We start from the raw sequence: 16,753 nt of genomic DNA, 5'->3' as shown, positions 1-16,753 counted from the left end.
GTATCGCCGTCCCAGACGACAGCTATACCGATCTCGCCGGCAATAACGGATCCGGAGACACCCTCGCCCTCGCCGCCGATATCGTCGCCCCGACCCTCACCATCTCCGCCGACGATCTCAACCTCGCAGAGGGCGAAGCCACAAACGTCACCTTCTCCTTCAGCGAGGACGTCACCGGTTTCACCCTCGCCGATATCTCCATCGACGGCGGCATCCTCTCCGCCTTCACCCCCGTCGACGGGTCAACATGGACCGCCATTTTCACCCAGGACGGAGCCGATCCCCCCAGTATCGCCGTCCCAGACGACAGCTATACCGATCTCGCCGGCAATAACGGATCCGGGGATGCAATCGGCGGCGTCTCAGTCGGGGATCAGGCTGCCTCGGTTTCGGAGCCGGGTATCATCAGCCTTTCTTCCGGGCAAGTAGCTGTCGCGGACAACGAAGGCGATCCCCTGACAGTGACGATGGCCGAACCGGTGACAGCGCTTTATTCCGGCGGGGAGATCATTACCTGGACCGGAGATGACACACAATTACTGATCGGCAGCACGGTTTCAAACGGCGAAACCTTGCGTATTACAATAGATAACGACGGCAACTATCAGGTCACCTTGTCCCAGCCGATCGATCACCCGGCAGGCGGCGGGACCACAGCCCTCGATTTCGATCTCGTCGTGACAGCCTCCGACGGGACCGCCGCTGCAAGCGGTAACCTGACTATTTCCGTGGTAGATGACGTGCCGACCGCGACCGGCATCGCCCAGTTCACGATCAGCAGCGTGCCGGACACCTTCAATGGCAGTGCCGTCGACAGCTTCGGGGCGGATGGCGGCACGGTGCTGCAGGTTCAGATGAACGGACTGTCGTTCAACTATGATGCGGCGCTGAACACCGTTACCCCCGCTGGCAATTCCGACATGATTTCCGGGTATGGCTATGATGGCGGAACGAACATATTGACGGTCGAGAACTATAAGGGAGAAACCCTTGAGGTCAATTTGCTGACCGGCGACTACAGTTTTACGGCAACCGGCATCTCAGGCATAGCCCCGGTTGCAAATGAAGCGCCGGAAGTCGGCATTGCCGATGAGGGCGGCCTCTTGGGCATTGCCGGAGCGGACGCGCTTGGCCTGATAGACTTCAGCCTGAACCAGCTTTTCACTGCGACAGATGTAAACAACAATATTGAATCGGTCGTTCTTGAATATTCCACGCTGATTGGCTTGGGGGCATATGAATTCAATGCCTCCACAGACCTCGCCGCCGACCTCGGGCTGGATGTCAATATCGTCAACAGCAGCTTTTTACTCTCTTCCTCGTCAGAGTTGACGATAACGGCACTGGATGGGGGACCGATCGACAATGCGAAGCTGAATGAGCTGCTGGGAACCGTGACGTTTGACTCAGGGCCTCTTTCCGTCGATCTGGTCAATTCAATCACCATAACGGCGACGGATACCGATGGCCTGGTCACCGCGGCCGGGGCCGGAGAGTTGCTGGACACGAGCCTGCTGGGTGCCACGCCCCCATCCGAAATTATAGAAGGCACCAATGGCGCGGAGACATTAAACGGCGATGCCGCCGACAACCGGATCTATGGATATGGCGGAAATGATACCCTCAACGGGAATGACGGAAACGATCTGCTGCGGGGCGGCGACGGGAACGATAGCCTGTCCGGAGGTGCCGGGAATGATATTCTGATCGGCGGGGATGGCAATGACACCCTCACAGGCGGCGCCGGGACAGATGTCTTTATCTGGGAAGAGAATGACGAGGGTGCGCCCGCCTCCCCGAACATCGACGTTGTCACGGACTTCAATCTATCCGCGCTCGCGAATGACGGTGATATCATCGACCTTGGGGACATTTTGCAGGGCGAAGGTTATATCGGCACGAACCCCGGCAATCTCGCCAATTATCTGCATTTCGAGCTGAGCGGATCAGATACAATACTGTACCTCAGCACGGACGGCGAGTTCCTGGGCGGTTTCGATGTTTCCGATGTCGACCAGCAGGTACTTTTCGAGAACGTTGACCTGATTGATGGCGAACTTTCAGATCAGGCGGTAATCGCCGATCTGCTCAGCCGGGGCAAACTCATCGTCGATGAGGCAACCAGCGATACCGATATGGTGGGCGGCACAACCGAGGTCGGTTTCATCATTACGGATAATGACGGCGACACCGACCAGACCACAGCGCAGTTCGACAGCACCGGCATAGCCCCGCCTGCCCCGGCCAACAACGCCCCCGTGGTTCAGGTCCACGGCGCTATCCTTGGACTGATTTCCCTCGACCAACAGGATCTGATTGCCTATGACGTCGATGATAACCTGCAACGGGTCGAGATTGCCTATTCCCCATTACTCGATGTCGGGCTGGGGGCCCTGACGCTCAGCGCCTCGACGGAACTGGCAGCGGAACTCGGCCTGACCATAACGATTGAGAATGATCCGGGATTACTCGGTCTCGTCGCCCCCTCTTCCGTTATGACGATTACAGCGACCGATGACGGCGTTATCGACAATCTCTCGATCAATGAGTTGCTGGCGACCGTCCAGTTTGATCAGCCCTGGCTGCTAGACGGTGTTGATGTCCTCAACGCCACAACGATCACCGCCACGGACAGTCTGGACGCCAGTTCCTCGGATACGCTGGCGACATTGTTGAATGTGGGTGTGATTGACCTGCTGAATGCCGACGTAAATGTGGAACTCGGGACAGCGGGAGGCGATGTCCTTGCCGGTGGCGCGGGTGCGGACCGCCTCTATGGATTTGACGGCAATGATCAGCTGTCCGGCGGCGATGGCAATGACCTGTTGCGCGGCGGAGATGGGGCCGACACTTTGATCGGCGGGGACGGAGATGACGTCCTCGAGGGTGGTGCCGGTGCCGATGAGTTCCGTTTTACCAGCGTTACAAATGGCGACGACTTCATTCTCGATTTCGATTATGTCGTCGATGGCGATATTGTCAGCCTCGACACGTTATTTGACGCCCTTGGTATCAACAATCCCGGAACGGCGGCGGATGACCGGGCGGCACTCGTAAATCTCGATAACAGTAGCAGCCCCGGCAGCACAACCCTGACCATCGATGGCGCCGACGAATTTTCGATCACCTTCAGCGGTGATCTGGGCAATGATACATCTAACCTCGTGGCTATCGGTATCGTCGTCGGGGATGAGAGCTAAGCGGCGCCCCTACCAGCTATCCCGCAATTCACGCTTCAGGACTTTTCCAAGCGCATTTCTTGGGAATTCATCACAGAAACGGACGGCCGCGATGCGCTGATGCTTCCCCAGCCTCTCATTTGACCAGTCCAGTATAGCCTGCTCATTGGCGCCGGACTTGGGAATGATAAGAGCGACCGGCGTTTCCCCCCATTTTTCATGCGGAATTCCAATCACTGTTACGTCCAGCACCGCTTCGTTCTCGCCAATAATCGTCTCAATATCGGCCGGGAATATATTCAGGCCACCGGAAATGATCATGTCCTTCTTGCGATCCAGGATATACAGATACCCATCTTCATCGAGCTTGCCGATATCGCCCGAACGCACATAGCAGCGACCCGCAGGGTCATGCCAGACAATGGCATCCGTTGCGTCGGGCCGGTTATGATATTCCTTCATCATGCCCGCGCCGGTACCGGCAATTTCCCCGACTTCATTCGCGCCGAGTTCATTTCCGTCATCATCTATAATTCGGACATCGAAACCGAGGACAGGCGTGCCGACGGAGGCGGGCTTTGCACTCTGCTGATGCGGCCGGTTCATGGTCCCGAAACCTTCCGAATAGCCGTATAGCTCATAAAGGTTGCGGGAAAGACGCTTGAGCACCTCAGCTTTCGTGTCGGGCCTGAGCGGCGATCCCGCACAAAGAACAGACTCAAGACTACTTAAATCGGCGCGGTCCATGGCCGGATCCGCCAGGGTTTGGATAAACTGGGTCGGAACCATAAAAGTGTGAGTAATTTTTTCTTCCTGAACAGTCTTCAGAAAGGCTTTCGCGCCAAACTCGGGCAGGATGTGGACGGTTGCGCCAACGAACAGCGCCGGCAGGATCATGAGCCAGGTTCCGTTGGAATATAGCGCCGTTGTCGTCAACGCTCTGGTGTCCGCATGGAACCGTATCTCTATGGCGTTGCTGTAGGACCAGTGTTGACGCGCCCGGTGCGTCTGGACAATTCCCTTCGGCAATCCTGTCGTGCCCGAACTGTAGATGATATTGAACTCATCAGACATGTCATAGCTAACCACCGGTGCACCGGTACCGGAATGTTCAACGAACTGATCGAAGGACTGCCAGCCCGGACCATCAAACCCCACAGAGATAAAATCATTCTTCAGAATATTTCTAAGATTACCGCGTATCTTTTCCAGTCTTTCCCGCACGCCTTCCGATGCGATGACCAGCTTTGCATCGCTGTCGTTGATCAGCCCTTCGATCTGCTCTGCTGTCAAAAGACTGCTCAAAGGGACGACGCAGGCCCCGGCCTTGACGACGCCATACATCACTTCAAGCGTTTTAACGGCATTACCCATCAGAACGGCAATCTTGTCACCGCGGCCCAAGCCATAGTCCCGGACGGCGTTTGCAATGCGGTTCAGGTTGTTATTGAAATCCCGCCAGCTGCGCCGAACCTCCCCACAGACAACGGCTTCCTTGTCCGGGGAGAAACGGGCGTGGGTCGCCCATAGTTCGGGCAGGTATACTTGCGCATCATCAATCGTTTTCATCTGACCAGTATTTCTTCTTGTTCTTCATTAACTCCGGATCGCGAATATCCCGCTTTCCCTCAACCATATCCGACATTTCCTCGAAGGCCCGGTTATCCACCATGAGATCGCAGAACAGGGTTCTCTCCCGCGCGGAGCCTTCTTCGCCGGATCGATATGAAACGCCGGTTATCAGATCCTTGATATGTCCGACGGCACGGGGCGACCGGCGCGCCAGTGTCTTTGCAATTTCCAGTGCCTCCGCAAGGACATCTCCCTCCACACAGAGGCTGGCAAGACCGATCTCCTTAACTTCACGCGGGCTCATTGTCCGGCCCAGAAGCATCAGCTCTTTCGCCTTGGCTTCCCCGACAAGCCGCGTCAACCGCTGGGTGCCCCCCGCCCCCGGCAAAATACCGAGATTTACCTCCGGCAGCCCGAGGTCATAGGGACCGTCCTTTACCAGCCGGATATCACAGGCCAGCGCAAGCTCGAACCCGCCGCCCATGGCCGTGCCGTTTATCGCCGCAATAAAAGGCTTCGCCATTGCCTCGATCCGGTCATAACATTTATGGATGAGAGACGCCGGGACAGGACGCGCAGGATCAAAGGTCATTTGCTTGGACCGCATGATCTTGCTCCGATCCAGGAGTATGCCGACATCGTAATGGCGGATAAAAACATCCGGCTTACCGCCCGTCAGAACAACAGCGCGGATGGAGGCGTCGGTCTCTATCACACCAAGGACGGCGGCAAGCTCAGATTCCGTTTCCGCATCCATATAGTTATCCGGCGGATTGGAAAAGGAAACAACAGCGACTGCGTCTTCTTGCCGTAAGGAAACCCGGCTCATGTCTTACTCCCGTCAAGCCAAGTTCATTCTTGGTTGTTTTTATTACATTCGGGAATTACGCCGCATCTGTCAACAGAGGACGGGAAATCTACATTTCGGCAAGCTGTTTACGGAGTTCGGTTTTCAGGATTTTCCCATAGTTGCTTTTGGGGAGTTGATCGACGAAGAAATACTCCTTCGGTCGCTTGAAACGGGCAATATTATTGAGGCACAGCTCTTCAAGCTCTTCCGGTGTAACAGACGCCCCTTGCCGCAGCACGACAAAGGCGACCACTTCCTCGCCCCAGTCGGGTTCCGGACGGCCAATCACGGACACCTCGTCCAGGCGGCTGTCCATGAGCAGCACTTCCTCGATCTCACGGGGATAAATATTGGTTCCGCCGCTGATGATCATATCCTTGGAGCGGTCTTTCAGGGTGAGAAATCCGTCTTCATCCAGCAGCCCGACATCCCCGGTATGGAGCCAGCCGTCCCGGATCGTGCTGCTGGTGGCCTCCGGGTTATTCCAGTAGCCCGCCATGACGACATCGCTCCTGAGGACAATCTCACCGACTTCGCCAGTCGGCACCTCATTATCGTTCTCATCGAAAATGCGAACCTCGACTCCTGTGCGCGGCAGGCCGACGCTTGAAAGCCGCTTCTCATATTTCGGATTATCATAGTCGGCATGCAAGGCTTTGCTGAGGCTGGTGCCGGTGTTCGGCGACTCACCCTGTCCGAAAATCTGCATAATGCAAGGTCCGAATGTGGCAATGGCGCGCTTTGTATCCTCCAGATACATGGGGGCCCCGCCATAATAGATCGTCTTGATATTCTCGGATCTCGCTTCGCTTGCCTTCGGATGGTTCGTCATCCGCGTCAGCATCGTCGGCGCGGCCATGAAGGTTGCGTTCTTATAGGTTTCAAGAAGGTCGAATATCTCATCCACATCAAATCCGCCGCTTTCCGGCACGATATGGTGCGATGCCTTGATAAGATGCGGAATGGCGTAAAGGCCATCCGCGTGAGACATCGGGGCCGTGTGAAAATAGGTATCCTCCGGGGACGGTTGATCGACATCCGCGTAATATCGCAATGTCATAGCCATCAGGGTCCGATGCGTGAGCGTTGCCCCTTTCGGTCGTCCCGTCGTCCCGCTGGTATAGAAAACCCAGGCAGGGTCCGTCTCCGATACATCCACCATCCCTATCGGAGAATGCGTCGTCAGGGCCTCATAGTCGTTGTCACTGACGCAGAAAACCCGTTCAAACCCGTCGATCGTCTCCAGGAAGTCACTGATACCCGTGGCCAGGTTCTCAGTGACAAAGCAGACTTTGGCACCTGCATTCTCGATAATAAAGGCAAACTCCTTGGGATGCAGTTTGGCGTTCATAGGAACAGCGCAAAGTCCTGCATGCCAACAGGCAACGAGAATCTCCATATATTGCGGCGTATTCGTCATGGCGAGGCCAACCCGGTCGCCCTCGTTCAGCCCGAGCTCACCGCGAAGAGCCCCGGCGAGAGAACGCACGCGGTCTGCAAATTCCTGATAGGTATGAAGCTGCCGCGCTCCCAGGGAGATGGCCGGTTTATCGCCGTAAACTGCCGCCACACGCGGCAGGAAATCTGCAATATTCATTACTCACGTCCCTCGTTCTTATCGTAATGTCTGGGTCAGATGATCAGACCGCCCGTCTCCCTCCTGGAAGCCTAGATCGCCCGCTCGCCTTCCTTCCAGAAGCTTGCGCGAATATCCTTCTTGCGGACTTTACCGACCGGCGTCCGCGGCAGGGTTTTCCAGAACTCAACCGATTTCGGAGCCTTCACACTGCCGAGGGCTTTCTTGCAGAGGCTGATGACTTCTTCTTCCTCAAGCGTGCAACCGGGTTTGAGTTCAACCACCGCCTTGACGGCTTCTCCCCATTTTTCATCCGGCGCACCGACGACCGCGCAATCCTGAACGGAGGGGTGACCCCATATCACCTGCTCGATTTCACTTGGATAGACGTTGAAACCACCTGTGATGATCATGTCCTTTTTCCGGTCGACTATATAGACATATCCGTCGTCATCGATATAGCCGATATCGCCGGTATGGTGCCAGCCGAAGGTAGAAACTTCCTTCGTTGCCTCCGGGTTCTTGTAATAGCCCATCATCACCAGGTTTCCGTTGACAACGATTTCCCCGCGTTCGTTCGGCGGCAGAAGATTACCGTCGTCATCCATGATCCTGACGCGGGTCTGCAATGTCTGGCGTCCACAGCTAGCCAGGCGTTTTTCCTTTGTATTACTGCCGATTACGAGGTGATCTTCAGGTGAAAGATAGGTGCAGAACATTGGCGCTTCGGCCTGTCCGAAGGACTGGGTCATAACCGGTCCAAAGACCTTCAGGCACTCCTTTAGTTTGTCGACGGACATCGGCGCCGCCGCATAGATGAAATGCTCCAGACTGCTATAGTCATACTTCGCGACATCGGGATAGGACAGCAGCATATAGATAGCCGTCGGGGGCAGGAATAAATGAGTCACCCCGTCGCTCTCGATCGTCTTTGCCACCATTTCCGCATCAAACTGCGGCAGGATGACCTGCGTTCCGCCATTCGCCATCGAAAGAATGGCAAGTACACCCGCGGCATGCGACATCGGGGCGACGACAAGATGAACGGGTGGCTTTTTCGCAGGCATGTTGGTGTAGAAAGCCGTCACCATGGCATCCCAGACGCGGTTGGTCCAAAGTACGCCTTTGGGCAGCCCGGTCGTTCCGCCGGACGAGAAGATCGACGCGAGAGTCTCCTGACCTCCATCGATATCGGGATCGGTATTGTCCTCTCCGTCAATCCAGTCTTCCAGATAGACACCCCGTCCGCCGGCCTTATCAATACAGATGAAATACCGGATTTTCGGGCAGAGCTTGGCGAACTCCCCGGCCTTCTCTTCGAACTCACTGTTATAGAAAAGAATTTCCACATCGCAGTTATCAAGGATATAGGCGTTTTCCTTGACCTCGTTCTTCGCGTTAAGCGGTACCCAGACGACACCGGCGCGTAGCATCCCGAGGCAGCATTCAAATGCCGGAACAGCGTTGGAACTGAACACCGCGCCTTTTGCCTGAGGTTTTACCCCCAGCCGGATCAGGGCGTTGGCAATTCTGTAGTTGCGTTCCTGCACCTCGGCATAGCTGCGTGAAATGCGGCTGTCTTTCAGGCAAACCCTTTCCGGGTCCAGCGCGACACCCCGGTCGAAATAATCAATGACACGCACGAATTTCTCTCCCGTAAATGATCAGTTTTTCTGCAAAATGGTGATACAGGCCGCGGCTTCTTCATAGCCCATGAACCCGCCGCCGTTTTCGGCAATCGCCGTACGGGCTCCGTCAACCTGACGGGGCCCCGCTTCGCCGCGCAGCTGGGTTACAAGCTCGTATACCTGCGCCAGACCGGTTGCACCGATGGGATGACCGCGTGATTCAAGCCCGCCGGACGGGTTTACGGGGATACGGCCGCCAATGGTTGTATGGCCTTCGGCAGACAACCGCCCGCCTTCCCCGAAGTCACAAAAGCCCAGCGCTTCCACCTGAAGAAGCTCGGCGAAGGCTGTCGCATCATGAACCTCGGCGACATCCATATCCTTTGGCGCCAGACCGGCCTTTTCATAGGCGGCGTTTGCAGCGAGATGCGTAATCTGCTTGTCAAACTCATCGGGCTTGCGGTTTGTGCCTGATCTCAAGACGGAGGCTGCGACGCGTATGGCACGCCCCAAGCCAAGCTGGCGTGCCTTTTCTTCCGAAACCACAATGGCCGCCGCGGCGCCATCACTGATCGGCGCGCACATGGCAAGGGTGAGCGGCCAGGCGATCGGACGGTCATTAAGAACTTCCTCCACCGTCATTTTATTCCGGTATTGCGCCTTCGGATTATGATAGGAATGTGTATGGTTCTTTGCCGAGGCCGCCGCAATCTGTGCCTGCGTAATCCCGAAAGCCTTCATGTGATTCTTGGCAAGCGACGCATAGACATCCATAAAGACACTGCGCTGTCCACCATTGTCCTCAGCCTCCGGCGGCAGCTCCATGCCCTTGGACATATCCAGCAGCCGGGCGATGGATTCTTCCGCCGTATGAACATCCCAGCCACCGTCGAACACCGCGAAGGAACGAGCGCGATCCCTGGAGTTCATCTTGTCCGTCCCAATGGCCAGTGCGACATCCCCCTGTCCGGATTGAACAAAGGCGCAGGCCGAGTTGAGGGCAGTACTGGCACTGGCACAAGCATTCTCGATATTAGTAATCGGAATTCCCTCAAAACCAGCAGACCGCAAGGCAATCTGCCCCGGTACCAGATACTGCGCCTCAACTGCCGCCTGGGAGGCGTTTGCAAAATATGCCGCCTGAATATTCTCCCGCTCCAGACCGGAGTCTTTCAGAGCCTCTTGAACAACTTCAGCAGTCATGTCCTTAACGGAACGGTCCAAGAACTTCCCGAACTGCGACATTCCTATTCCAACGATATATACATCTGACATTTGCTTAACTCCCAAGTTTAGAGGCTTATGAGTGCTTCGATTTTTTCCCGCTCCGCCAACAGTTCATCTGTTTTCCCGGACCAGCGGATATGCCCGTTATCAATCAGATACTGCCGCTCGGCGAGTTTGAGCGGCACTTTCAGGTTCTGCTCGACCAGAAGAATTGCCACGCCTTCTGCATTGATCAGCTCCATGGCCTTGATAAGATCCGCAACCACCAGAGGCGCCAGGCCCTCCGTCGGCTCGTCCAGCAGCAACAGCTTCGGATTGGTGAGCAGTCCGCGGCCGACGGCGAGCATCTGCTGTTCCCCGCCGGACAATGTATCGCCGCGCGAACTCATCCGTTCCTTTAGTCGCGGAAAAAGATTGTAGACGCGCTCCAGATCCCAGGTGCCTTTTCGCCCCATTACCGTTGCAATCCTTAGGTTCTCATCAACACTTAAAGTGGCAAAAATCCGCCGATCCTCGGGCACATAGGCAATACCGGACCGGCCCAGCATCTCGGTGGAGATTTTGGTCGCATCACGGCCCTCATACATACGGGTGCCGGATTTAATCGGATTCAGGCCCATAATTGCCTTCAGCAACGTGCTTTTACCGGCGCCATTCCGGCCAATCAGGGAGACTACCTCGCCGTCGTTCACCGAAATCGAGACGTCGTGCAATGCCTGTGCCTTGCCATAGAAAACATTGCAGTTCTGCATTTCCAGAAGGTTCATTCTTCCTCTCCCAGATAAGCGGTTCGAACACGTGGATCGCGCTTGATCGTCTCGGCTTCGCCGGACGCGAGAATTTCACCTGCGAGCATGACAATGATCTCGTCGGAAATTTTCATGACAACGTCCATGTTATGCTCAATCAGCAGGACCGTCCGTCCCTCCGACACACGGCGAATCAATTCAACAGCTTTTTCCACAACGTCATGCCCGACGCCGGCCAGCGGTTCATCGAGCAGCAGGACCTTCGGCTCGCTTAACAAAGCCAGTCCGATTTCGAGGGCGCGCTGATCCCCGTGCGAGAGGCTCCCGGCATTGACATGGGCAAAGCTCTCCAGGCCGATTTCACTCAGAACTTTCTCTGCGTCATTCGCAATCTCTCGGAATTTACCGACAGGGCTCCAGAAAGGTTGCAAGCGAAAGCGATGTGCCTGCGCGGCCAGCCGCAGATTTTCAAAGACTGTCATTTCGGCAAAAATCTGAGTAATCTGGAAACTCCGGCCGAGGCCTGCCCATGTTCGCGCATGAGGCGACTGCTTCGTGATTTCCTGATCGTCTAGGAAGACGCGTCCCTTGCTGAGCCGGGCGCGTCCCGACAGCGCATTCATAAGCGTCGTCTTTCCCGCACCGTTTGGTCCGATCAGACCATATAGCAGGCCGGGCTTAAACTCATAGGTGACATTAGTGACGGCCTTGAACGCGCCATAGGACACCTCGATATCCTCACAGCGCAGGACATGTTTGGCTTCTGCTGCGCCGCTCATGATTTGCCTCCCGGCGTAAAACGCTCCCAGAGCTGCATAATCAGGCCCGCGATACCTTTCGGCATGCCAATCGTGCACACAATGAAGATGAGACCGAGGATACCATACCAGTGCGATGTCTGGGTTGACAGCCATTCCCGCATAATCTCGAAAATGGCAACGCCGAGAATGGGCCCGAACAGGGTCCCCATTCCACCGAGCAGAACCATGATGACGACATCACCGGATGTGCTCCAATGGAGCATTTGCGGACCAACATAGAAAATCAGTGACGCCAGCAAACCCCCGCTGACACCGGCATAAACACCGGAAATCGTGAAGACCGACCGCTGCAGACGCTGAACATTGAAGCCGATCTGTTCCGCCCTGACCTCGTTGGACTTAATGGCCTTCAGCGCCTGACCAAGAGGCGATATCCGGATGAGACCGGAGATCAGCAATGCCAGGATGAACAACGCCAGCAGGAAGAAATAGTAATTTCCGTCATCGTAGAAATCGATTCCGAACAAATCCGGACGCGGCACACCGGCGATACCGTCAACGCCGCCGGTCAGCATCCGCAATTTCGTTCCCGCCATGATGTAGATCAATTGCGACAGGGCAAGCGTCAACAGCGCGAAGAACAACCCCGAAACCCGGATCGCAAAGTAACTGAAAGCCAGTGCCAGGGCGCCGCCGATGACACCCGCTGCGCCGAGGGCCGGAAGGAAATCCCACCCCATACGCATCGTCAGGATCGAAAGTGTATACGCGCCAACGCCGAAGAAAGCCGCATGACCGAAGGACAGCATGCCCGCGACCCCGAACACCAAATCAAACCCGATAGCGAATATTGACCAGATGAGAATTGCGTTCACCAAGCCGATGCTGTGCCCTTCCGGAAACAGCAATGGCACTGAAATAATGATGGCAACGATGAGTGCCAATAAATGTTGCGCATTCATGCCGTCCGCCCCTTGCGGCTAAACAATCCCTCCGGCCGGAGAATAAGAGTGCCAATCAACAGAATAAAGGTAAGAAAATCGACCCAGCTCGGAGCATAGCTATAACCGAGAGCCCGCGTCATGCCGATCAGAAGCGCCGCCATTACGGCCCCGCGAATATTGCCAAGACCGCCGATAATCACAACGATAAAGCTGTCGATGATAATGTTGAAACCCATCCCTAGCTCGATCGGAAAAAGGGGACCGGCCACGGCTCCGCCAAGGGCCGCGAGGCCAGCGCCGAAGGAGAAAACCCCAGTACGGACCAATGAAACATTGATACCAAGGGTACGTACCATTTCGGGATCGACGCTGGCCGCGCGAATAATCATGCCGTATCTACTGCGATCGAGCATGAAGAACAGAGCTGCGGACACAGCCGCACCAAAGCCGATAATAAACAGGCGATAACTCGGTACAGAGCTGCCGAACATCTCGATCGCGCCGGAGAACAGTTCCGGCGGATACATCTGCTTGTATTCCAGGCCCCAGAAAATCCGGACGGCCTCATCAAGAACAAGAATGAATCCGAAAGTTAGCAGGAGTTGATAGACATGGTCACGATCATAGACCGGCCGAAGAGCGATACGTTCCATCAGGGCTCCGATAATCCCGGCGATAATCGGTGCGACGGCCAACCCGATCCAGAAGCTTCCGGTGACATTCACTATCTGAAAAGAGAGATACGCACCCAGCATATACAATGAACCATGCGCAAAGTTAATTACCCGTAACATGCCGAAAATAAGAGTTAACCCCGCTGCCAGCAAAAACAGCAGCATGCCCATAGAAAGGCCTATCACAATGGTGGACATTTCCGGATCACCTAACCTGGAATTAAAGTGAGGGCGGCCGAAGCTTGCGCGCAACCGCCCGTATTTAAATCAGCCTATTCTGCGCACTCGGGGAAGAGTGCATCCGGCTGGAAGACATTTGTGATCTTCATTCTCAGGTCAGGGTAAGGTGCTTCACCTTTTTCAACAACGCCCCAGAGACCGACCTGTAACGCCTGGTGATCGCAGGCGCGCATTTCCTTTCGGCCTTCCACGGAATTTTCGCGGACGCTGCCCTCAAAGGCTTTGACCCAATCCTCCCGGTTCCAGGAGTTGGTGCTGTCAACTGTGTCCAAGAACCAGCTCATGCCATCGAATGCTTCGCCGGCAAAGCTGTCCGGCCATTCGTTGTATTTTGCACGGTACGCCTCAACAAATGCCTTGTTGGCGGGATTATCGATGGAGTAGTGATACCGGACACCGGAAGCAGCGCCGATTGCGTCCGGACCAACGGCTGCGGCCAGAACTTCATCCTGCAAAACCGGACCAAACAGGGTCTTGTTCTTGCCAAGGCCCGCCTGACCAGCCTGCTTCAGGAAGGTAACGCCGTCACTGCCCGTTACGATGAGGACGACGCCGTCAGCATCGGTCTTGGCGATTTTGTCAATAATAACCGAGTAGTCACGATTGCCAAGTGGCGGGAAGTCAACACCCACGATTTCAATACCGGCTTCCTTTGCCGCAGCGCTGAAAGCTTCCAGGCCGTCACGTGTCACAGCATAGTCCGCCCCAACAGCGTAGAGTTTCTTGAGGCCGGCGGCCTTGGTGAATTCCATTGCCATACGGATTTCCATACCAAGTGTGTTAGATGTCCGGAATGTATACCGATATCCATTTGCCTGGGTAATTTTGTCATCCGCGGAGATTGTGACGAGAAGCGGAATTTTGCGCTGTTCCGTAATACCCTGCAGCGCCACCGTAGATGCGGAACTGGCGGCCCCGAAAATCATCTGGGCACCAGAAGAAATCAGGCGCGTTGCCTTCTGCACGGCCGGCTGCGGCTTCGTTTCGCTATCTTCCCAGGTGACTTCGACCGGCTTGCCGAGCACTTCTCCGCCCCGCATGTCAATGGCGAGCTGCGCGCCCTGCTTCATACCCTTGCCGATAATGCCATAGGGTCCGGAGAATGGCAGAACCGCTCCGATCTTGAATGTTTCCGGATCATCCGCATACGCGGGATACGTCCCGGCGACGCCAATAAGCGCAGCACAAGCCGCACCAATAATGGTGGATTTAATAATATTCATTATGTCTCCCTTTCGTTGGTGATTTTTACCGGCTTAAGCATATTCGCCCAACCGCGTTATTTTTTTGACTCTCATGTGCGCCCTACACCCGCGCCGCACATTCCGAAGCTTTCTTAATTATATAACAGGATAACTGTTCTAGTCAATTTGTTTGTTATATGTGAGGGCGATGAAATCCATACCCTCATAAAGTGATGTTTTCTCTCATGTTTGTTTGACCCGCCAGCTCCTTTTCCGGGTGATGCATAAGTTTTATATTTCAAAAACCTAGACTTGCGTTTTATGAAAGAGATTGAAGCTTTTGCTCCAATTACTGCCTGCTCGACCGACAAGTATAAGGACTGTTGCGTCTTTGTGAATATATAACAAATAACTTGATCTAATAAGGTAAACTGTTTATTAAAAATCGCTCAACTACTGCTGATCACCGCCGACAAAAACGGTATGCCTGAACGTCTGGAGTTAGGGCGACAAAGCAAGAAAACGGTGACAGGATCGGGGAGAAATAGCTATGGAAGAATATGGAGTAGCATTGGTTACCGGCGCTGGATCGGGGATTGGGCAGGCAACTGCCCTGCTCCTCGCCGAAAAAGGCGCGCGGGTCGTCGTCACGGATATTTCCGAATCAGGAATCTCGGAGACAGTCAACAAAATTGAAGAAATGGGCGGCAAGGCATTGGGTCAGAGGCTTGATGTGTCCGACCCGGACGACATCGAGGCCGCGTTTGCCGCCGCGGAAAAGTGGGACAAATGTGTAGACGTACTGGTGAACAACGCCGGAATCGTCAACATCCAGGCGTTCCTCGACTATACGGCCGAGCACTGGAATCAGGTAATGCAGATCAACCTGACCGGCAGCTTCCTCTGCTCCCAGCGCGCGGCGCGCGAGATGGCCAAGCAATCCTATGGCAGAATTATCAATATGGCTTCCGTCAGTGGCCTCAGGGCTGGCGTGGGCCGGACAGCGTACGGTACATCGAAAGCGGCCATTATCGGACTGACCCGGCAAATTGCGCTTGAGATGGGGCCATATGGCGTAACGGCAAATGCCATCGCCCCCGGCCCCATCATGACTCCGCTGGTACAGGCTAATTACACCGAAGAGACCATTTCGCGTCTGCTGCCGATGATTCCGGTCGGAAGGTTTGGAACCAGTTCAGACATCGGCGATGCCGTGTGCTATCTGGCGAACCCCAAATCCGGATATGTAAATGGCGAGATATTAACCGTTGATGGCGGGTATTTCGCCTCCGGAATGACGCAAACAGGAAATCTGGATATGACGAGCGGAAATAAAAAATGACGGGGATTTTGACGAAGAACCAGACCATGCCAAAGGGGGCCATTGCTTTGTCCGACAAGTTCTTCTGTGAATAATGGTTGTCTTTATATAGAGATCAAAATTTGCTCTTATATGAAATTTATCAAATGAATCAAAGAACTTCCTTAAACCCCATCACGTGTTATAGTGTAATTAGATGCAATTAACATACAATCGGTTGAATAAATAGTATGGGTACAGTTCATATACAGCTGCCCGACAATAAAAAGGAGTAACCGTCGAATGACGCAGGACGAAGACAGCCTTTGCCCGGAAGAACATGCACACTGGCTGTTTGCAGTCATGTATCTTGCCTATAACAGCATGCTGGAAGCAGGCGATGCGCATCTCGAATCCATCGGTTTGCGGCGTCCCCACTTCAGGGTTTTATATGTTGTGCAACGCAAACCGGGCGCGACCGTGAAGGAAATCCTTGCTTTTCTGGACGTCACGCAGCAGTCCTTCAGCCCGACAATCAAGACTTTGATCGCGGACGGATATATAACGCAAAAAGAAAACCTGAAAGATCGCCGCAGCCGCCATCTTTATCTGACAAAGAAAGGTTTGACCGCCTGGCAGGGTGTTATCGATTGCCAGCAGGTGCACCTTAAAAAGGCGTATGAGAGCGTGGGGTTCGAAAATGCTAACGGATATGCCCGAACCGTGTATGCCATGATAAACGAAAAAGGGCGGCGCCAGCTCGATGTTGTCTGGCAGGACGAGACTTTTTTCCTTGAGGACCTGAAAAGCGGCAAGGAACAAATGGATCAACGATAATCCGTACTGCGCCCCTTGCCGATTCGATGGCT

13 protein-coding genes are annotated in these 16,753 nt (G+C 54.8%); 3 read left to right on the top strand and 10 right to left on the bottom strand.

The window, feature by feature from the left end; all coding sequences use genetic code 11:
• On the top strand, positions 1 to 3,200 hold a 3,200-nt coding region (locus AAC599_RS16085; protein WP_340151427.1), incomplete at its 5' end, for an Ig-like domain-containing protein.
• A 9-nt stretch (positions 3,201 to 3,209) separates the two neighbouring features.
• Here the strand turns inward: AAC599_RS16085 and AAC599_RS16080 are convergent.
• From AAC599_RS16080 to AAC599_RS16035, 10 genes are all read right to left on the bottom strand, one after another.
• The gene (locus tag AAC599_RS16080) at positions 3,210 to 4,748 is read right to left on the bottom strand and encodes a class I adenylate-forming enzyme family protein (protein WP_340151426.1); all 1,539 of its coding nucleotides are present in this window, start codon (positions 4,746 to 4,748) and stop codon (positions 3,210 to 3,212) included.
• On the bottom strand, positions 4,735 to 5,580 hold the full coding sequence (locus AAC599_RS16075) for an enoyl-CoA hydratase-related protein (protein WP_340151425.1): 846 nt from the start codon (positions 5,578 to 5,580) through the stop codon (positions 4,735 to 4,737). The genes AAC599_RS16080 and AAC599_RS16075 overlap by 14 nt, the downstream gene beginning before the upstream one ends.
• Positions 5,581 to 5,668: 88 nt before the next feature.
• Complete coding sequence (locus AAC599_RS16070) at positions 5,669 to 7,198, bottom strand: AMP-binding protein (protein WP_340151424.1); 1,530 nt, start codon at positions 7,196 to 7,198, stop codon at positions 5,669 to 5,671.
• 71 nt (positions 7,199 to 7,269) lie between these two features.
• Positions 7,270 to 8,820, bottom strand: coding sequence for an AMP-binding protein (locus AAC599_RS16065; RefSeq protein ID WP_340151423.1), 1,551 nt, complete (start codon positions 8,818 to 8,820; stop codon positions 7,270 to 7,272).
• Between the two features lie 21 nt (positions 8,821 to 8,841).
• Positions 8,842 to 10,080, bottom strand: a complete 1,239-nt coding sequence (locus AAC599_RS16060; protein ID WP_340151422.1) for a thiolase family protein — start codon at positions 10,078 to 10,080, stop codon at positions 8,842 to 8,844.
• A gap of 17 nt (positions 10,081 to 10,097) precedes the next feature.
• The gene (locus AAC599_RS16055; protein ID WP_340151421.1) at positions 10,098 to 10,799 is read right to left on the bottom strand and encodes an ABC transporter ATP-binding protein; all 702 of its coding nucleotides are present in this window, start codon (positions 10,797 to 10,799) and stop codon (positions 10,098 to 10,100) included.
• Positions 10,796 to 11,560 carry an ABC transporter ATP-binding protein gene (locus AAC599_RS16050; RefSeq protein ID WP_340151420.1) on the bottom strand — a complete coding sequence of 255 codons (765 nt, stop codon included), beginning with the start codon at positions 11,558 to 11,560 and terminating at the stop codon, positions 10,796 to 10,798. Before AAC599_RS16050 ends, AAC599_RS16055 begins: the two co-directional genes overlap by 4 nt.
• The gene (locus AAC599_RS16045; protein ID WP_340151419.1) at positions 11,557 to 12,504 is read right to left on the bottom strand and encodes a branched-chain amino acid ABC transporter permease; all 948 of its coding nucleotides are present in this window, start codon (positions 12,502 to 12,504) and stop codon (positions 11,557 to 11,559) included. The genes AAC599_RS16050 and AAC599_RS16045 overlap by 4 nt, the downstream gene beginning before the upstream one ends.
• Entirely contained in the window at positions 12,501 to 13,358 is an 858-nt protein-coding gene (locus tag AAC599_RS16040) for a branched-chain amino acid ABC transporter permease (RefSeq protein ID WP_340151418.1), read from the bottom strand. The genes AAC599_RS16045 and AAC599_RS16040 overlap by 4 nt, the downstream gene beginning before the upstream one ends.
• A 74-nt stretch (positions 13,359 to 13,432) precedes the next feature.
• Entirely contained in the window at positions 13,433 to 14,623 is a 1,191-nt protein-coding gene (locus AAC599_RS16035; RefSeq protein WP_340151417.1) for an ABC transporter substrate-binding protein, read from the bottom strand.
• 511 nt (positions 14,624 to 15,134) lie between these two features.
• Between AAC599_RS16035 and AAC599_RS16030 the strand changes: the two genes are divergently transcribed.
• Together AAC599_RS16030 and AAC599_RS16025 are read left to right on the top strand one after the other, a co-directional pair.
• A complete protein-coding gene (locus AAC599_RS16030; protein ID WP_340151416.1) occupies positions 15,135 to 15,926 on the top strand; it encodes an SDR family NAD(P)-dependent oxidoreductase in 792 nt (263 codons plus the stop codon).
• A gap of 261 nt (positions 15,927 to 16,187) precedes the next feature.
• Complete coding sequence (locus tag AAC599_RS16025; protein ID WP_340151415.1) at positions 16,188 to 16,721, top strand: MarR family winged helix-turn-helix transcriptional regulator; 534 nt, start codon at positions 16,188 to 16,190, stop codon at positions 16,719 to 16,721.
• Positions 16,722 to 16,753 lie beyond the last annotated feature (32 nt).

The organism is uncultured Sneathiella sp. (assembly GCF_963976355.1).
Taxonomy (GTDB): domain Bacteria; phylum Pseudomonadota; class Alphaproteobacteria; order Sneathiellales; family Sneathiellaceae; genus Sneathiella.
This window is presented reverse-complemented; position numbering and strand designations above follow the sequence as displayed.

What these genes read in the sequence shown, in the direction of transcription:
- AAC599_RS16055 (WP_340151421.1), bottom strand. Translation starts at nt 10,799, where the DNA reads ATGAACCTTCTGGAAATGCAGAACTGCAATGTTTTCTATGGCAAGGCA.
- AAC599_RS16080 (WP_340151426.1), bottom strand. Translation starts at nt 4,748, where the DNA reads ATGAAAACGATTGATGATGCGCAAGTATACCTGCCCGAACTATGGGCG.
- AAC599_RS16075 (WP_340151425.1), bottom strand. Translation starts at nt 5,580, where the DNA reads ATGAGCCGGGTTTCCTTACGGCAAGAAGACGCAGTCGCTGTTGTTTCC.
- AAC599_RS16040 (WP_340151418.1), bottom strand. Translation starts at nt 13,358, where the DNA reads ATGTCCACCATTGTGATAGGCCTTTCTATGGGCATGCTGCTGTTTTTG.
- AAC599_RS16060 (WP_340151422.1), bottom strand. Translation starts at nt 10,080, where the DNA reads ATGTCAGATGTATATATCGTTGGAATAGGAATGTCGCAGTTCGGGAAG.
- AAC599_RS16045 (WP_340151419.1), bottom strand. Translation starts at nt 12,504, where the DNA reads ATGAATGCGCAACATTTATTGGCACTCATCGTTGCCATCATTATTTCA.
- AAC599_RS16030 (WP_340151416.1), top strand. Translation starts at nt 15,135, where the DNA reads ATGGAAGAATATGGAGTAGCATTGGTTACCGGCGCTGGATCGGGGATT.
- AAC599_RS16035 (WP_340151417.1), bottom strand. Translation starts at nt 14,623, where the DNA reads ATGAATATTATTAAATCCACCATTATTGGTGCGGCTTGTGCTGCGCTT.
- AAC599_RS16025 (WP_340151415.1), top strand. Translation starts at nt 16,188, where the DNA reads ATGACGCAGGACGAAGACAGCCTTTGCCCGGAAGAACATGCACACTGG.
- AAC599_RS16050 (WP_340151420.1), bottom strand. Translation starts at nt 11,560, where the DNA reads ATGAGCGGCGCAGCAGAAGCCAAACATGTCCTGCGCTGTGAGGATATC.
- AAC599_RS16070 (WP_340151424.1), bottom strand. Translation starts at nt 7,198, where the DNA reads ATGAATATTGCAGATTTCCTGCCGCGTGTGGCGGCAGTTTACGGCGAT.